General features: G+C 37.8%; 14 protein-coding genes. 6 read left to right on the top strand and 8 right to left on the bottom strand.

Annotation, left to right across the window (positions count from 1 at the left end; genetic code table 11):
* Window position 1: 1 nt before the first annotated feature.
* The 6 genes from kduI (at window position 2) to BELBA_RS12180 (ending at window position 6,055) form a co-directional block, all read left to right on the top strand.
* On the top strand, window positions 2-841 hold the full coding sequence (kduI, locus tag BELBA_RS12205) for a 5-dehydro-4-deoxy-D-glucuronate isomerase (protein ID WP_014773003.1): 840 nt from the start codon (window positions 2-4) through the stop codon (window positions 839-841).
* On the top strand, window positions 841-1,623 hold the full coding sequence (locus tag BELBA_RS12200) for a gluconate 5-dehydrogenase (RefSeq protein WP_014773002.1): 783 nt from the start codon (window positions 841-843) through the stop codon (window positions 1,621-1,623). The genes kduI and BELBA_RS12200 overlap by 1 nt, the downstream gene beginning before the upstream one ends.
* 2 nt (window positions 1,624-1,625) lie before the next feature.
* The gene (locus BELBA_RS12195; RefSeq protein ID WP_014773001.1) at window positions 1,626-2,651 is read left to right on the top strand and encodes a LacI family DNA-binding transcriptional regulator; all 1,026 of its coding nucleotides are present in this window, start codon (window positions 1,626-1,628) and stop codon (window positions 2,649-2,651) included.
* A 22-nt stretch (window positions 2,652-2,673) separates the two neighbouring features.
* Window positions 2,674-4,095, top strand: a complete 1,422-nt coding sequence (gene uxaC / locus BELBA_RS12190; RefSeq protein WP_014773000.1) for a glucuronate isomerase — start codon at window positions 2,674-2,676, stop codon at window positions 4,093-4,095.
* Window positions 4,096-4,107: 12 nt separating this feature from the next.
* A complete protein-coding gene (locus tag BELBA_RS12185; protein ID WP_014772999.1) occupies window positions 4,108-5,514 on the top strand; it encodes a tagaturonate reductase in 1,407 nt (468 codons plus the stop codon).
* Window positions 5,515-5,593: 79 nt separating this feature from the next.
* Entirely contained in the window at window positions 5,594-6,055 is a 462-nt protein-coding gene (locus BELBA_RS12180; protein ID WP_014772998.1) for a hypothetical protein, read from the top strand.
* A gap of 35 nt (window positions 6,056-6,090) precedes the next feature.
* Here BELBA_RS12180 and BELBA_RS12175 read toward each other — a convergent pair whose 3' ends face one another.
* The 8 genes from BELBA_RS12175 to BELBA_RS12135 form a co-directional block, all read right to left on the bottom strand.
* Window positions 6,091-6,855, bottom strand: a complete 765-nt coding sequence (locus tag BELBA_RS12175) for a DUF2490 domain-containing protein (protein ID WP_014772997.1) — start codon at window positions 6,853-6,855, stop codon at window positions 6,091-6,093.
* 102 nt (window positions 6,856-6,957) lie between these two features.
* Entirely contained in the window at window positions 6,958-7,569 is a 612-nt protein-coding gene (pncA, locus tag BELBA_RS12170) for a bifunctional nicotinamidase/pyrazinamidase (protein WP_014772996.1), read from the bottom strand.
* Window positions 7,570-7,840: 271 nt separating this feature from the next.
* A complete protein-coding gene (gene prs / locus BELBA_RS12165; protein WP_014772995.1) occupies window positions 7,841-8,758 on the bottom strand; it encodes a ribose-phosphate diphosphokinase in 918 nt (305 codons plus the stop codon).
* Window positions 8,745-10,226, bottom strand: coding sequence for a nicotinate phosphoribosyltransferase (locus BELBA_RS12160; protein ID WP_014772994.1), 1,482 nt, complete (start codon window positions 10,224-10,226; stop codon window positions 8,745-8,747). Before BELBA_RS12160 ends, prs begins: the two co-directional genes overlap by 14 nt.
* A gap of 270 nt (window positions 10,227-10,496) precedes the next feature.
* Window positions 10,497-11,336: a hypothetical protein gene (locus BELBA_RS12150; RefSeq protein WP_014772993.1), complete on the bottom strand. Its 840-nt coding sequence runs from the start codon at window positions 11,334-11,336 to the stop codon at window positions 10,497-10,499.
* 193 nt (window positions 11,337-11,529) lie between these two features.
* Window positions 11,530-12,264 (bottom strand): MIP/aquaporin family protein, encoded by a 735-nt coding sequence (locus tag BELBA_RS12145; protein ID WP_014772992.1) that lies wholly within the window; start codon window positions 12,262-12,264, stop codon window positions 11,530-11,532.
* 27 nt (window positions 12,265-12,291) lie between these two features.
* On the bottom strand, window positions 12,292-13,791 hold the full coding sequence (gene glpK / locus BELBA_RS12140) for a glycerol kinase GlpK (RefSeq protein ID WP_014772991.1): 1,500 nt from the start codon (window positions 13,789-13,791) through the stop codon (window positions 12,292-12,294).
* 27 nt (window positions 13,792-13,818) lie between these two features.
* The gene (locus BELBA_RS12135) at window positions 13,819-15,438 is read right to left on the bottom strand and encodes a glycerol-3-phosphate dehydrogenase/oxidase (protein ID WP_014772990.1); all 1,620 of its coding nucleotides are present in this window, start codon (window positions 15,436-15,438) and stop codon (window positions 13,819-13,821) included.
* Window positions 15,439-15,695 lie beyond the last annotated feature (257 nt).

The raw sequence follows: 15,695 nt of genomic DNA, 5'->3' as shown, positions 1-15,695 counted from the left end.
CATGCATACCTTTATAGAAACCAGATACTCCAACCATCCATCCGATGTCAAAAGTTATGATACCTCTACATTGAGAGCGCATTTCCACATTGACTCACTTTTCAGTGCAGATCAAATTAATGGTGTTTACACGCTGAATGATCGCTTGATTGTAGGAGGAATTCAACCTGTATCGAAGGCTCTTGCTTTAGAGACAGTGGATCAGTTGAAATCTGAATTTTTCTTAGAGAGAAGAGAGATTGGGATCATCAATGTTGGTGCTACTTCAGTAATCGAAGTTGATGGCAAGTCATACGAGTTGGCAAATAAAGAGGCTTTGTACATTGGTCAAGGCGTGAAAGATGTGATTTTCCATCCTTCCAAATCAGGTGACACATTTCTTTATTTTAATTCTGCTCCAGCGCACCATGCCTATCCAACAAAGAAAGTAGGCAAAAGCGATGCTGAAGTTGTGACTTTAGGATCATTAGAAAATTCAAATCATAGAACGATTTATAAATTATTGGTCAACTCTGTAGTTCCAACTTGCCAATTACAAATGGGGATGACAGAATTGAAACCAGGTTCTGTTTGGAACACCATGCCTGCACATACGCATGATAGAAGGATGGAAGCCTATTTTTATTTCGATCTTGAAGAAGATCAAGCTGTATGCCATTATATGGGACAGCCGGAAGAAACCAGACATATCTGGATGAAAAATCACCAAGCAGTCATCTCACCACCTTGGTCCATTCATAGTGGAGCAGGGACTTCCAACTACACCTTTATCTGGGGCATGGCTGGAGAAAATTTAGATTATGGAGATATGGATATTGTAGCTCCAACAGCATTGAAATAATGAAAAACCTATTTAACCTAAACGGAAAAGTTGCCTTAGTCACCGGCGCAACACATGGATTAGGCATGGCGATGGCCAAGGCGCTAGCACATCATGGAGCTACCTTGGTCATCAATGGTCACACCCCTTCGAAAATGGAAGTTGCACTTTCAAATTATAAAGCTGAAGGAATTATTGCGCACAGCTATCTTTTCGATGTTACTGATACTGCTCAAGTAGCCACAAACATTGAGCGCATAGAAAAGGAAGTTGGCCCGATTGATATTTTGGTCAACAATGCAGGAATGATTATGCGTGTTCCCGCGTTGGAAATGGATCCTGAGGATTTCAGAAAAGTTGTGGATGTGGATTTGGTTTCACCTTTTATTCTTTCTCAAGCTGTAGGTAAATCCATGGTCAAAAGAGGTGGTGGCAAAATCATCAATATCTGCTCTATGATGAGTGAATTGGGTAGAGATACAGTGAGTGCATATGCTGCCGCCAAAGGTGGATTAAAGATGCTCACAAAAAATCTTGCGACAGAGTGGGCAAAATATAATATCCAAGTCAATGGAATTGGCCCGGGATATTTTGCCACAGAGCAAACTGAACCAATTAGAGTGGATGGTCACCCTTTCAACGATTGGATTGTGAGTAGAACTCCTGCGGGAAAATGGGGAGATCCAGAAGATTTGGCCGGTGCTGTAGTATTTCTTTCCAGCAAAGCAAGTGACTTTGTCAATGGACAGATTCTTTATGTAGATGGCGGAATCCTAGCAACCATAGGAAAGCCAAGAGAATAAATATGAAAAAAGGCAAGGCAACAATTCACGACATAGCCGAAAAATTAAATATCACGGCTTCTACAGTTTCTAGGGCATTGAATGACAACCCTAGGATTTCTGAAAACACCAAAAAGCTCGTCATGAAAATGGCTAAGCAGCTGAATTATCAGCCAAACCATATTGCTTCAGCGTTGCGAAGTGGAAAAAGCAAATTGATTGGTGTTCTTGTCCCTACTGCAAATAGGAACTTCTTTTCTTCTGTGGTTCGAGGAATTGAAGATATTGCCAATGAGTTGGATTACAAGGTAATTATTTCACAGTCTTATGAAGATTATGAAAAAGAGGTTCAAAACGTAGAAGCACTCTTAAATGCAAGAGTAGATGGAATCATTGCTTCTATCGGGAAAAACACAGAGAACTTCGATCACTTTCAAAAAGTATTGGACAAGGGCATTCCTTTGGTGCTTTTTGACCGAATCACCAATGAAATAGATGTCAGCCAAGTCATCATAGATGATTATCAGGGTGCTTATGACACCACCAAGCACTTGATAGAACAAGGTTGTAAGCGGATTGTCCATTTCACCTCTCCTAAAAAAATCAATATCTATCGAGAAAGATTACGGGGATATGAAGATGCCTTGAAAGACAATAAAATTGAAATAGATCCTGAATTGATTGAAGAAAGCAATATGCAGCTCGAAGATGGCAGGACTTGTATGGAGAACATCATCAAAAAAGGAATTCCTTTTGATGCTGTTTTCTCTTCTTCCGATTATGCTGTTATGGGCGCACTTCAAGTCCTAAGGGAACATAAAATAATCGTTCCAAATCAGGTCAAACTCGCGGGATTTGGCAATGAGCCATTTACTTCATTCACCTTCCCTCCTATCACTACGGTTGATCAAAAAAGTATTCCGATGGGAAGAGTTACAGCAGAAACCTTCTTCGAATTATTGAAATCTGATGGCAAAAGGGGCAACAATCAAAAAACCGTCTTGAAGCCTGAATTGATAATTCGAGAATCCACTCAAAAAAGAAATTAAACCTATTTAACCCTATATTAAGATGATTTCCGCCACTGAAAAACAAAGCAAGTTTCTCAATGAAGATTTTCTTCTCAAAAACGATTTTGCTAAGACGTTATATCACGACTACGCTTCAAAGCTGCCTATTATAGATTATCATTGTCACCTTTCTCCAAAGGACATTGCGACCAATAGAAAATTCAATTCTATTTCAGAAGTTTGGCTTGCTGGTGATCATTACAAATGGAGAGCCATGCGTACGCTTGGTATCAATGAAAAATACATTACAGGAAATGCTTCTGACGAAGAAAAATTTCAAAAATGGGCTGAGGCTGTACCTTACACATTGAGAAATCCACTTTATCATTGGACGCATTTAGAATTACAAAGATATTTTGGAATTACGGAATTGCTTGGTGAAGATTCTAGTGCCAGCATTTATAAAGAAACCACTACTCTCCTTCAAACTCCTGAATATCACACTCAGGGACTTTTGAAAAAAATGAATGTAGAGTTGGTCTGCTCAACGGACGATCCTATTGACAACTTAGAATTTCATAAAATCGCTGAGAGCAGCAGTCCTACCACCAAATTACTTCCTGCTTTTCGACCTGATAAAGTCTATGCAGTAGAAAATCCAAGTTCATACCAAGCCTATATAAATCAATTGGCAGATGCTGCAGGTATTAGCATCAACAATTTTGATGATCTATTGTCAGCCTTAGAAAATAGAATTGAATTTTTTGCTGCTAATGGTGGGAGCCTTTCTGATCACGGATTAGAGCAATTGTATTACTTTGAATTGGGTACTTATGATGTCAAATCACTCTTCTCGAAAGTATTAGAAGGTAAAAACCTGAGTCAGGAAGAGGTCAATTATTTCAAGTTCCACACCTTGTACGAGCTTTGTAAAATGTACCACTCCAAAGGTTGGACGCAGCAGTTCCACCTTGGAGCTTTGAGAAATACAAATGAAAGAATGTTAGGCAAATTGGGTCCTGATACAGGTTTTGACTCTATAGGAGACTTTTCGCAAGCAAGAGCCTTAGCTAGCTTTTTGAATTTATTAGACGGCACTGATCAGTTGGCAAAAACAATTCTCTATAATCTCAATCCATCAGACAATGAAGTGATGGCTACCATGATTGGCAATTTCAATGATGGATCGGTCAAAGGAAAAATTCAATTCGGTTCTGCTTGGTGGTTTTTGGATCAAAAAGACGGAATGGAAAAGCAAATTAATGCGCTCTCCAATATGGGATTATTGAGTTGCTTTATTGGGATGCTGACAGATTCCAGGAGTTTTCTATCTTTTCCAAGACACGAATATTTCCGAAGAATTCTTTGTAACCTCATCGGTCAAGATGTTACGAATGGTGAACTTCCTGCTGATGAAGCTTGGTTGGGCAAGATTGTCTCTAACATCAGCTATTTCAATGCTAAGAACTATTTCAACTTCTAAGTCGCCCTAGAAATGAAAGCACTCAATAGAAAAAATATACCTACTCCCAAAAGACCTGTAAAAGTGTTGCAATTTGGCGAAGGAAACTTCCTTCGTGGATTTGTAGATTGGATGATTGAGGAGATGAATGAGAAGGCAGGTTTCGATGGTAATGTAAAAATCGTACAGCCACTTGCCCAAGGGCTTGGTGAAATGCTCAATGCACAAGAAGGTTTGTATCATGTAAAGCTTCAAGGCATTCAGGCTGGTCAATCAGTTGACGAAACCAAGTTAATCACCTGTGTAGAAGGTGTGAATAATCCTTATGCTGCTTATCAAGAATATTTGAATTTAGGAACCAATCCTGATCTCAAGTTTATCATTTCCAATACTACAGAAGCAGGGATTGCTTTTGACGAGAATGATATAGAATATAGGAAAACGCCGGTTACTTTTCCAGGAAAACTTACTGCACTCCTCCTTGAAAGATACAAGGTTTTGGGAGGAGATGAAGCAAGCGGATTGGTGATCATTCCTTGTGAACTGATAGACAAGAATGGAGAGCAGCTGAAAGCAGCAATTTTGAAATACATTTCCCTTTGGGGGCTTTCAGAAGAATTTAAAAATTGGATAGAAAATCACAATACTTTCTGCAATACGCTAGTGGACAGGATTGTTCCCGGATTCCCAAAAGATAACATCAAAGAAATTCAAGAAGAATTAGGATTTGAAGATAATTTGGTGGTCATGGCGGAGCCATTTCACTTGTGGGTGATAGAAGGTCCTGAGGAATTAGAGAAGATATTCCCTGGACCAAAAGCAGGACTTCAGATCAAATTTGTCAAAGATCAGAGCCCATATAGAACAAGGAAAGTAAGAATTCTCAATGGGGCGCACACTGCCTTAGTTCCTGTAGCTTATTTGGCTGGACTGAGAACAGTGAGGGAATCTGTTGAAGATCCAAAAATTGGAGCTTTCATTCATGAGACTATTTATGATGAAATCATCCCAACTTTAGATCTTTCTCAGGAAGAATTAGAGCAGTTTGCTTCTGATGTTTTGGACAGATTCAAAAATCCATTTATCCGACATGAATTGAGTGCGATTGCTTTGAATTCTATTTCGAAGTTTAGGGTCCGTGTACTTCCAAGCATCTTGGAATATCACAGCAGAAATGGATCATGGCCTAAAAATCTCATTCAATCATTTGCTGCACTCCTACTATTTTATAAAGGAGAATTTGAAGGAGTCAAAACACCGGTAAACGATGATGCAGAAATCATAGCATTTTTTGAAAAGCTCTGGAGTAATCAAAGTGAATCGGCGATCGTAGAGGGAGTTTTAAAGAAAGAATCATTTTGGGGTGAAGACCTCAGTAAGTATAAAGGCTTGAGCAAAGCTATAAGCGAAGCCATGCGATTAGCTGTAAAAATTGCATAGCAATTATTTATTTGGGTTATTTCATTAGAAACAGGAAGTTCATGTGAATTTCCTGTTTTTTTTATTTTATTTTTGCCTCATGAATACACCAAGTCAAGAAACCAAGGCAGCCATATTGGCCAAATCTCAGCAGATACTTAAAGATCAAATCGCCGATATTCAAAAGCAGCTCAGTGATCTTCAGGAATCTTCTGAAGTTGAGGAGAAAAGTTCAGCTGGTGACAAGTATGAAACTCATCAAGAGATGCTCAATCAAAATCGCACACTTCTTCAGAAGCAGCTTTCATCTTCCAAGATGATGCTCAATCAGATCAATGCTGTCCCAGTTAAGCCAATGCAAATTGTCGATGAAGGAGCTTTGATCAAAGTACCGATGGGCTGGATTTGGGTATCCACTCCAATGGGTAAGGTTTCTTTTGACGGAATTGACTATCAGCTGGTCTCAAAAGACTCTCCGTTAATTACTTCACTTTGGGGATTAAAAGAAGGTGAGTCAGGTGAGTTTAGAGGAAATAAAATTACAATAGAGAAAATTCTATAATCAAAAATGGTCTGAAAGTTCAGACCATTTTTGATTTAAAGCGTGATGTAAGTATTCCAAATAAGACCATTGTTATATTGCATATACTCTTGAGCATTTATTAGTCTTCCAAATTGAACTGTTTGACTGATAAAGCCTATTTCAGAACGGATTTCTTTGTTGAATTTATGTCCTATCAGCAGACCAATCCTATTTTGATCAAAAATATTTTGATTTACATTTTTTCCAAAACCGATAAACATTTCATCGTAAACGGCTAGGTAAGGCACCTTTTTTTCAACCGAAGAGATTCCAAGAGGAATATCTAATCGAGCCATATACCGAGCTCTGTTGAGATATACCTGATCATCTGATTTGGATAAGTTAGAATCAGTAAAAATACCTACCCATCGTTGTTCTAGCATAAACCTGTGGGTTAGCATAATATTACCCAGCGGATTGCTGACCTGAGCCATTTGATAGGTTCTGTACTCTGGAAAGGTTTTTCCGGCACTTTGGATTGGAATTTTTCCATAAGGATAGGTATCTATGTAAGCAAAACCCGATCTTAAAATCACATTTGGATGAATTTTATAATTGATTCCTGTTCGATAAAGATTTTGCTTTCCTTCCGAAATGATCTCTGTTCTTCTCCATTGAAATTCACCATGAATGCTCCATTTATCATTGAGATTATATGTAAGAAAGGCAGCATACCATCCAATTGAATTATTTTCGCTCGTACGATAACTTTGAGCAGTCAACTGTGAAGCATTCAAATAGGCGAAAAGAAAAATTGTAAGGATAGATAATTTTTTCATAGTTGGTGTAAAGCTTTAATTCCATTATTTTTAAGTTGCTCAAAGTTGCTCAAAATTACTCCAACTACAATCTTTAATCTGTGCTAACGGTCACAATTCTTTTCAAATGGAATCAGAATGAGTGATTGTTGCTCCAGCATTTTCCATTTCTATCATGGCTTTTGAGAAATCATCAGGATGGATGTTCACGGCGCGTGTAGCGTCCAAAATCAAATACACATCAAACCCCTCAGCCAACCCATCCAAAACGGTGAATTTCACACAGTAATCTTCTGCCAATCCGCAAACAAAGATTTCCTGAACTCCTTGATCTTTAAGGAACTTGCTTAAGCCAGTATCTCCTTGTCTATTGTTATCAAAAAAACCAGAATAAGAATCCACCTTTGGGTTTGTCCCTTTTCGAAAAATCGCCTGCCAATTATCTTGATTCAGATCAGCATGGAATTCTGCTCCAAAGCTCCCTTGAACACAATGCACAGGCCACAGGATTTGATTGACGCCATTCAGATCTACAAAGTCACCGACATTTTTATCGGGATGATTGATTGCAAAACTTCCATGATCTTCAGGATGCCAGTCTTGAGTAGCGACGATAAAATCAAACTTAGCCTGAATTCCATTAACTATTGGAATGATCTGATCCCCTTCTGCGACGGCTAAAGCCCCTCCAGGAAGAAAATCATTTTGTACATCTACTATTATTAATGCTTTCATGGTTTTCTTTGTGTTTAAATCAGTTTTAAGAATTAAGGTATTATTTTGAGTCTTTGATTAAGTCCTGAAAATAGATCCCGTCTTTTCTTTAATTTAAAGAAGTTCAACCCTTCCCAGGGTTGTTGTTCCTATCAATAATCTTTGTTCCCCGCATTTCATTCGGGGCTATTGAAAGTTTAACCACTACGTTGTTGATTGTATTTTCACTTTTATTATTAAGTCTTATATCTTGAATCTTATGTCTTGTCTATTGCATCTTAAATCTTACTTCTCACTTCAGCTCCTCTACGATCAAATCAGCTATGCTTTCAACTCTCAACAAGTCAGATTCCAAAGCATAACTATTGATATGTGTGTCGGTTGATATTACTTTCTCTATCACTCCGGAAGCTTTAATTTTCGCCAAGGCATCATTATTAAAAAGCCCATGTGTGGTGATGGTGAAAATTCTATTTGCTCCAGCTTCTTTATATGCTTTCGCCGCATTGATTAGAGAACCACCTGTTCGAATCATATCATCATAGATAACTACATCTTTTCCTTCTACATCTGCTGAGATGCTTGTTACTTCAGTTTTATCTCCCGAAACTCTTCTCTTGAATACAAAGGCTGCATTTACTCCCATGTCATTGGCTAGAGATTCTACCCATTTAGCTCTCCCAGCATCTGTACAAGCCATTACAAACCCTGGCGCTGCCAACTCCAATGCCACTTTAGTTACAATTGACTTGCAATACACATGGTTGATCAAAACTTGGCCTTCAAAATAATGTGGAATTCCTTCCGAGTGTAAATCAAAAAACATGAAATGATTGCCTTGACTCGTTCTAGGAAGAGAAGAAAACATCACTGCTCTGGATTTTGCAGTGACCACTTCTCCTTTTTTGACTGCACGCTCCATGGTGGAATAACCAAAATATGGAAAAATGATAAAGATTGATTTTGCTCCATATTTGATCAATGCATGTGCTAAATCATATATTTCTAAAGTGTCTGAATCAGAAATTGTCCCACCGATTAAGACTACATTTTTCTCATAAACATTCGTCAAAATCCGCTGATAGCGCTCACCATCTGGAAACTGCTTGACTTCAATTTCACCCATCTCAAAATCTCCAGCTTTCAAAACCCTTTCTTTAAGGTAACTATAAGCTTGTGTTGAGAAGATGATTTTTTTATTCTTTGTCATAATTCTTCATTTTGAAAACTAGGTCTGTTCTAATTTGATAGAGATTTTCTTCTAGTCCTACTGGATAGACATGTGGATTTGTCAATCGCTTATGGGTTTTATCGAAGTGTAATAAATTATCTTGGGTCTTTTGTTTGATGACATTGATCTCAGGGCAATTATAAACTTGCTTTCCTTTTTTAAAAATCGGCTTTAACAAGCTGACTTCCTCAAAATCCTCAAAACTGATTCGCTTTCTTTTTGTAGGGTCTATGGGGTCAATGATGGTTGCAGAAATTTTCCCTTTTCTATATTCTGGAAGAAAAATCATATCTGCTACTGCTCTCCCATTTTTTAAAAATCTGCTGACCTGATGTTCTCCGGGGACGTTAATCTTAATAGACTGCTGGGAAACCTTTACTTTGGGTTCCCAATCTCCTGTTTCATTTTTGATTGCAGCTAATTTATAAACTGCTCCTAGAGCAGGTTGATCGTATGCAGTTACCAGCTTAGTTCCTACTCCCCATATACTTACAGAAGCATCTTGGATTTTTAGAGAAGTGATGATATGTTCGTCCAAATCATTGCTTGCTACCACTTTGGCTTCCTCAAAACCAGCTTCATCTAACATCTCCCTAGCTATATTTGAAAAGTAAGCTAAATCGCCAGAATCAATTCTTACTCCAAGCATTTCCTTACCTTTTTCTCTTAAAATCTTACCCACTTCTATTGCGTTACGAATTCCATTGATAGTATCATAGGTATCGACAAGAAAAATACACTTATCAGGAAAAGCATCAGCATAGGCTTTGAATGCTTCCAGTTCTGTATCAAAAGACATGATCCAACTGTGCGCATGTGTTCCAGAAACAGGTATTCCGAAGAGCTTTCCTGCCATCACATTACTCGTGGCAGAGCAACCTCCAATAAAAGAGGCACGACTTGCTGCCAAAGCACCATCAATTCCTTGTGCCCTTCTCAGACCAAATTCCAAAACAGAGTCACCTTTTGCTGCCAATGCTACCCTTGCCGCTTTAGTTGCTATTAAGGTTTGGAAATTGGTGATATTCAACAAAGCCGTTTCCAAAAGCTGACATTGGATCAATGGGCCTTTGACTTTGATCAAAGGTGTGTGCGGAAAAATAACCGTCCCCTCTTCCACCGCTTCCAAATCGCAAGTGAATCTCATTTCTCTCAAATATTCAATAAAATCCGACTCAAAAACCACCGTTCCGTCAGAGTTTTTCATCTCACTCAAATAGTCCAAATCACCTTTATTGAAAGTGAAATTATTGCAGAAATCTATCACATATTCCAGACCTGCGGCTATTGTAAAACCACTTTGGAAGGGATTTTTTCTAAAAAAAAGGTTGAAAATAGCTTCTTGTTCAGCTTTTCCCGACTTCCAATACGCATAGGCCATTGTGAGTTGATAAAAGTCTGTCAAAAGTGCCAAGGAACCTTGGTAGAGGTCTTTTGTGATTTTCATAGGCTAAATTTACTTTGACTTCAAATTTAGGATTTAAATGGGAAAATTTGAGTTTATTGGATCAACAAAAAGTACTTCACAGAAAAAATGGCTACTCAATAAGCAGCCATTTTTTAGTTATTAAAAAAGAAATCAATGCCAATAGGTGGCAAACGGGGAATATCAACGTAATGGAATTAAGTAACAATCAATGTCAATTCTTTTTAGGTAGACATCAATTGTTGATAAAACCTATTGAAAACCCACATTTAAACAACAGGTTTGTGAGAATTAAAATAAAGTAATAGCTAATTGAAGCCCCGCTATCTTGCCTGACGGGTTATAATACGGCATGGCTGAAACCGGCATTTGATGTGAAAAGACATTAATTGTACGACTATAATCCATATTCACATTTACCAAACCCGCCTTAGATGCATAGAAATTGTCATTTTGACCGTCTCGATTATCCAATGCAAAAGCACCTCCAGCTGCTAGATACAAGGTACCACCAGACTGATCTCTGAATACAGGAAACCCAACTTCAAGATAAGTACTAAAACGACCCTTTAAATTATTCTGATCGGTTTCCTCAATATAATAGTCCCTTCCCAAAACGATTGTACTTGAAGAGATTTTCAATGGAAAATTTTCATTCTGAAATTGATATGCCAAAGTGACATCTACAAACCTACTGCTCTGACGACTATAATCATAAAACCTACTATTTGTATTGTAGTAATCGGTATCATAATTTGTGAAGTTATTTATATCCCAAATTGCTATTGTAAATCCCTTGTCAGAAAATTGAATAAAGTGATCTAGTTCTGTATAGTTACTATTGTCACTTACACCACTGGTTCTTCCCAAAGAGTATCCACCCCAAAAACCAGCTGACCATTTCCCATTTCGGCTAGACCAACTAAGAGTGGTGGCCGTCATGAAATTATCAGTCACCCGAAACGCTCTCCATAAATGCATAGTTTTGGTTTGAAAACTTAAGCTAATAGGTTTGTAGGATTCTTCGTTTTCAGATTCATTTGAAGTTTTTTCAATTTCCCCATCATAATTCTGTGAAAAACAATTCAATAAATGGAAAACAAAACACGTAAATAAAAATAACTTTTTCATATCGTTCAAATTAAATGGTTATCAAGGTCTATTTAGAATCGAGTGTGAATTGCAATCTATGTTGTAAACACATAAATCAAATTGGCTTTTGGATTTATCAATTTGCCAGTCATATATTGAATTGTAAATTCAATTAGCAAAACCAAGTCACCAAGTTTCTCTTTCCAACTTTAAACTATTTAGGACCTACTAATTAAAGTAAAACACTTGCTGCTAAAGCTGCCAAAACCCCACCTATTATTGGGCCAATGACAGGAATCCATGCATACCCCCAGTCACTCGATCCTTTAGATTTAATTGGTGCTATTGCGTGAAAAATTCTAGGCCCCAAATCTCTGGCTGGATTAATTGCATATCCCGTGGTACCACCCAAACTCAAACCAATCACCCAAACCAAGAATGCCACAGGAATAGCACCAACAGACCCAAGACCTACCGGTGTAACCCCATCACTAGATTGTATCTCCGCACCAGTAATAAAATAAATCACAAACAGTAAGATAAATGTACCTGTTACCTCTCCAATAAAATTGATAGGGGTATTTCTAATAGCTGGCCCTGTTGAAAAGACAGCAAGTTTAGTCCCGCTATCTTCTGTTCGATCAAAATGATCTTTGTAATTCAACCAGCATAAAAATGCACCTATAAACGCACCAGACATCTGAGCAATAATATATCCTGGCACTAAAGCCCAATCAAAACTCCCCATGACAGCCAGTGAGACCGTCACTGCGGGATTGAGGTGTGCTCCACTGTATGGGCCTGCTACAACAACAGCAATATAAACGCCCAATGCCCAACCTGTAGTGATCACGATCCATCCACTATTATGGCCCTTTGTATCTTTCAATACTACGTTTGCTACCACAGCAGTACCCATTAAAAGGAGAATAGCTGTTCCAATAAATTCAAAAATGTAAGCTTCCATCATTTTTATTATTTACTTGTTTGAAAATTAAAAATCTTTGTTTGTCCAAAATTGGATCGTCTTAATTGCATGATGCCAATTCTCGATACCAACTTCAACCTTACTTCTATCAGGGTTTGGTTCAAAAACTCGATCTTTGACCCAAAACTCACTAATCTCCTCAGTATTCTTCCAATAGCCAACAGCCAAACCTGCCAAATATGCAGCACCGAGCGCTGTTGTTTCTGTTACTTTGGGACGGATCACATTGGTATCCATTACATCAGATTGGAATTGCATCAGCAAGTTGTTGACTGTAGCCCCTCCATCTACTCGGAGTTCTCTGATTTTCAATCCACTATCAGCTTGCATTGCATGCAGTACATCCATTGTCTGATAAGCAATTGCATCCAAAGCAGCTCTAGCAATATGAGCATCTGATGTATTCCTTGTCAATCCAAATAGAGTTCCTCTGGCATAAGAGTTCCAGTATGGAGCACCTAACCCGGCAAAAGTCGGCACAAAAATAACACCCTCAGTATCTTCCACTTTTCCTGCTAGTTCTTCTACTTGTTTGGAACTCAGAATTACTCCTAGCTTGTCCCTAAGCCATTGAACAACTGCCCCACCTATAAAAATACTCCCTTCCAAGGCATATTGGGTCTTTCCGTTTATAGACCATGCTACTGTAGTCAACAGTCCGTTTTTGGAAATAATTGGCTTATCACCAATATTCATGAGCATAAAACAACCAGTTCCATAGGTATTTTTCACCATTCCAGTTTGGGTACATTGTTGTCCAAACAATGCTGCCTGCTGATCACCTGCTATACCCGAGATAGGTATTTTGGAAGCGAAAATTGTGGTTTTGGTATGACCGTAAATCTCACTACTCTCTTTTACTTCTGGCAAAATTGCTTTTGGAATGTCAAAAAGCTGAAGAAGCTCATCATCCCATTGAAGCGTGTTTATGTTAAACAATAACGTTCTAGAAGCATTACTGACGTCAGTAACGTGTGTTTCCCCTTTAGTGAGATTCCAAACGAGCCAAGTATCTATAGTACCACATACGAGCTCTCCATTTTGGGCTCTTTCTCGTGCCCCTTCGACATTATCTAAAATCCATTTAATTTTTGTTCCAGAGAAATAGGGATCTAAAACCAAACCTGTTTTTTCTCTCACAATTTTTTCTTTCCCATCACTTTTGAGCTTTTCGCAATAATCTGACGTACGTTTATCTTGCCAAACTATAGCATTGTAAATCGGCTGGCCTGTCTTTTTTTCCCAAACCAAAACTGTTTCTCTTTGGTTTGTAATCCCAATAGCAGCTAAATTTTTACCATTTAGACCAACTTTAGCAGTAGCCTCTGCCGTCACGGCAGCTTGAGTTGACCAGATTTCTATAGGATCATGCTCTACCCAACCTGGTTTGGGAAATATCTGTGTAAATTCCTTTTGGGCAACCGATATGATATTGCCACTCTTGTCAAAAATTATGGAACGGGAACTCGTAGTTCCCTGGTCCATGGCTAAAACATACTTTTCCATTTTACTTTAGGTTTACAGTTAAACTATTCAACATTTCAATAAATATTTATTAGACAATTCTTTGAAACTTTCTAGCTGATCATCAATCCAATTTTGGCCTTTTCCCAATAAATTAGCCATACAAATTGCCACTTTTGGTGCACTCTCTTGGGCAGCTTTGGCATCCAAAAACAATAGTCGCAGTCGTCTTGCCAAAACATCTTCTATCTGAATTGCCATTTCATACTTTACGGCAAAGGCTACCATATCCAATCGGTAAGCATATTCTGGATGGATTTTTTCTTGATATTCGGGATTCTCTTTTCTAAGTCTTTCCAAAGTATCCATATCACTCCCATACACATAATAAGGATTTGAAAAATCTACTGGTGTTTTCCCAGAATTTCCATGTATAGAAATTTCTTCTGTTCTACATACTGATAAATCCAATTTCCCAAGTGCAATAAGCTTGTCAACTATTTCTTCAGCCATCTTTCTGTAAGTAGTCCATTTCCCTCCTATCATGCTCACTATACCTGATTTAGAAACAATAATTTTGTGACTTCTTGAAATTTCTTTTGTGCTTTTTGTTTGATCTGATGGCGCTGCCAATGGCCTAAGACCTGAGAAAACAGCCTTGACATCTTTTCTTGTAGGTTTGCCAACCAAAAATCTTTGGGCAGTCTCAAGAATAAAATCTATCTCCCTTTCCAAAGGGTATGGTTCATAACTACATTCCTTTATCAATGTGTCTGTTGTCCCAATAATCACTTTGCCGTGCCAAGGAACAGCAAACAGTACCCTACCGTCAGAAGTTTTGGGAATCATCAAAGCTTTATTTGAAGGCAAAAAAGATTGATCCAATACCAAATGGATTCCCTGACTAGGAATTATTGTTTTTTTGGAATCGGGATTGTCCATCTGCATGATTTCATTTGTGAAAACACCAGTGGCATTTACTATTGCTTTTGATTTCAACTTATAGACAACACCTGTTTCTTTTTCTTTCGCTTCAACTCCTATTACTTTACCTTCTTTATCCTTTTCAAAACCAATAACAGAACAATAATTTAACACAACAGCACCTTGCTCTACTGCAGTTTGAGCTAAATTGATCGCCAACCTTGCATCATCGAATTGTCCATCCTGATATAACACACCATTTGCCAATTTATGAGGATTGATGGTAGGAATATACTTTTGGATTGTACTTTTTGAAAGATATTTGGTCCTTCCCAAACTTAGTTTACCAGCCAATAAATCATAAATCGAAAGCCCAATCTTATAATAAACCCCTCCCCAAAAATTGTAATTTGGAATTACAAAACTTTGATTTTTAAAAAGATGAGTAGCATTTTTTGCTAACAACCCCCTTTCTCTTAGAGCTTCTTTTACTAATGAAATATCACCATTTGCCATATAGCGCACTCCGCCATGTACCAATTTGGTACTACGACTTGAAGTTCCCTTCGCAAAATCATGTGACTCCAACAGTATTGTCTTGTATCCTCTACTAGCTGAATCAACTGCAACCCCCAATCCTGTAGCCCCACCTCCTATAACTACAACATCCCAAACTACTTCATTTTTTAAATGGCTCAAAGATTCATTTCTATCAAATTTCATATCGAGTTTCGTTTTATCTTTATTAGGTTTCGATAATTTCATTTGTTTTCATTTTTAAAACTAGAACAATAAATTAAGTATTCAAAATTTTGCGTAGTTTTAAGTTGATTCTCTTTGATTAATTGTTCCATGAATTAAAAAAATAGAGTATCATCAATGTTGGACGTTGTGTAAGAAGAGGATTAAAAATTAGCGGATACCAGATACTCATCAACTGTCTACAGTCATCTGAACTAAGCAGCTAGAAATGTACTTCAAACTAAATTGCAAATAGCTACTAGTATCAAAAGGTATTTCCA

The sequence above is a fragment of the Belliella baltica DSM 15883 genome, assembly GCF_000265405.1.
In the GTDB taxonomy this organism is placed as follows: domain Bacteria; phylum Bacteroidota; class Bacteroidia; order Cytophagales; family Cyclobacteriaceae; genus Belliella; species Belliella baltica.
The sequence above is the reverse complement of the archived record's forward strand: the minus strand, read 5'-3'. Positions and strand labels throughout refer to the sequence as shown.

What these genes read in the sequence shown, in the direction of transcription:
- kduI (WP_014773003.1), top strand. Translation starts at nt 2, where the DNA reads ATGCATACCTTTATAGAAACCAGATACTCCAACCATCCATCCGATGTC.
- BELBA_RS12200 (WP_014773002.1), top strand. Translation starts at nt 841, where the DNA reads ATGAAAAACCTATTTAACCTAAACGGAAAAGTTGCCTTAGTCACCGGC.
- BELBA_RS12195 (WP_014773001.1), top strand. Translation starts at nt 1,626, where the DNA reads ATGAAAAAAGGCAAGGCAACAATTCACGACATAGCCGAAAAATTAAAT.
- uxaC (WP_014773000.1), top strand. Translation starts at nt 2,674, where the DNA reads ATGATTTCCGCCACTGAAAAACAAAGCAAGTTTCTCAATGAAGATTTT.
- BELBA_RS12185 (WP_014772999.1), top strand. Translation starts at nt 4,108, where the DNA reads ATGAAAGCACTCAATAGAAAAAATATACCTACTCCCAAAAGACCTGTA.
- BELBA_RS12180 (WP_014772998.1), top strand. Translation starts at nt 5,594, where the DNA reads ATGAATACACCAAGTCAAGAAACCAAGGCAGCCATATTGGCCAAATCT.
- BELBA_RS12175 (WP_014772997.1), bottom strand. Translation starts at nt 6,855, where the DNA reads ATGAAAAAATTATCTATCCTTACAATTTTTCTTTTCGCCTATTTGAAT.
- pncA (WP_014772996.1), bottom strand. Translation starts at nt 7,569, where the DNA reads ATGAAAGCATTAATAATAGTAGATGTACAAAATGATTTTCTTCCTGGA.
- prs (WP_014772995.1), bottom strand. Translation starts at nt 8,758, where the DNA reads ATGACAAAGAATAAAAAAATCATCTTCTCAACACAAGCTTATAGTTAC.
- BELBA_RS12160 (WP_014772994.1), bottom strand. Translation starts at nt 10,226, where the DNA reads ATGAAAATCACAAAAGACCTCTACCAAGGTTCCTTGGCACTTTTGACA.
- BELBA_RS12150 (WP_014772993.1), bottom strand. Translation starts at nt 11,336, where the DNA reads ATGAAAAAGTTATTTTTATTTACGTGTTTTGTTTTCCATTTATTGAAT.
- BELBA_RS12145 (WP_014772992.1), bottom strand. Translation starts at nt 12,264, where the DNA reads ATGGAAGCTTACATTTTTGAATTTATTGGAACAGCTATTCTCCTTTTA.
- glpK (WP_014772991.1), bottom strand. Translation starts at nt 13,791, where the DNA reads ATGGAAAAGTATGTTTTAGCCATGGACCAGGGAACTACGAGTTCCCGT.
- BELBA_RS12135 (WP_014772990.1), bottom strand. Translation starts at nt 15,438, where the DNA reads ATGAAATTATCGAAACCTAATAAAGATAAAACGAAACTCGATATGAAA.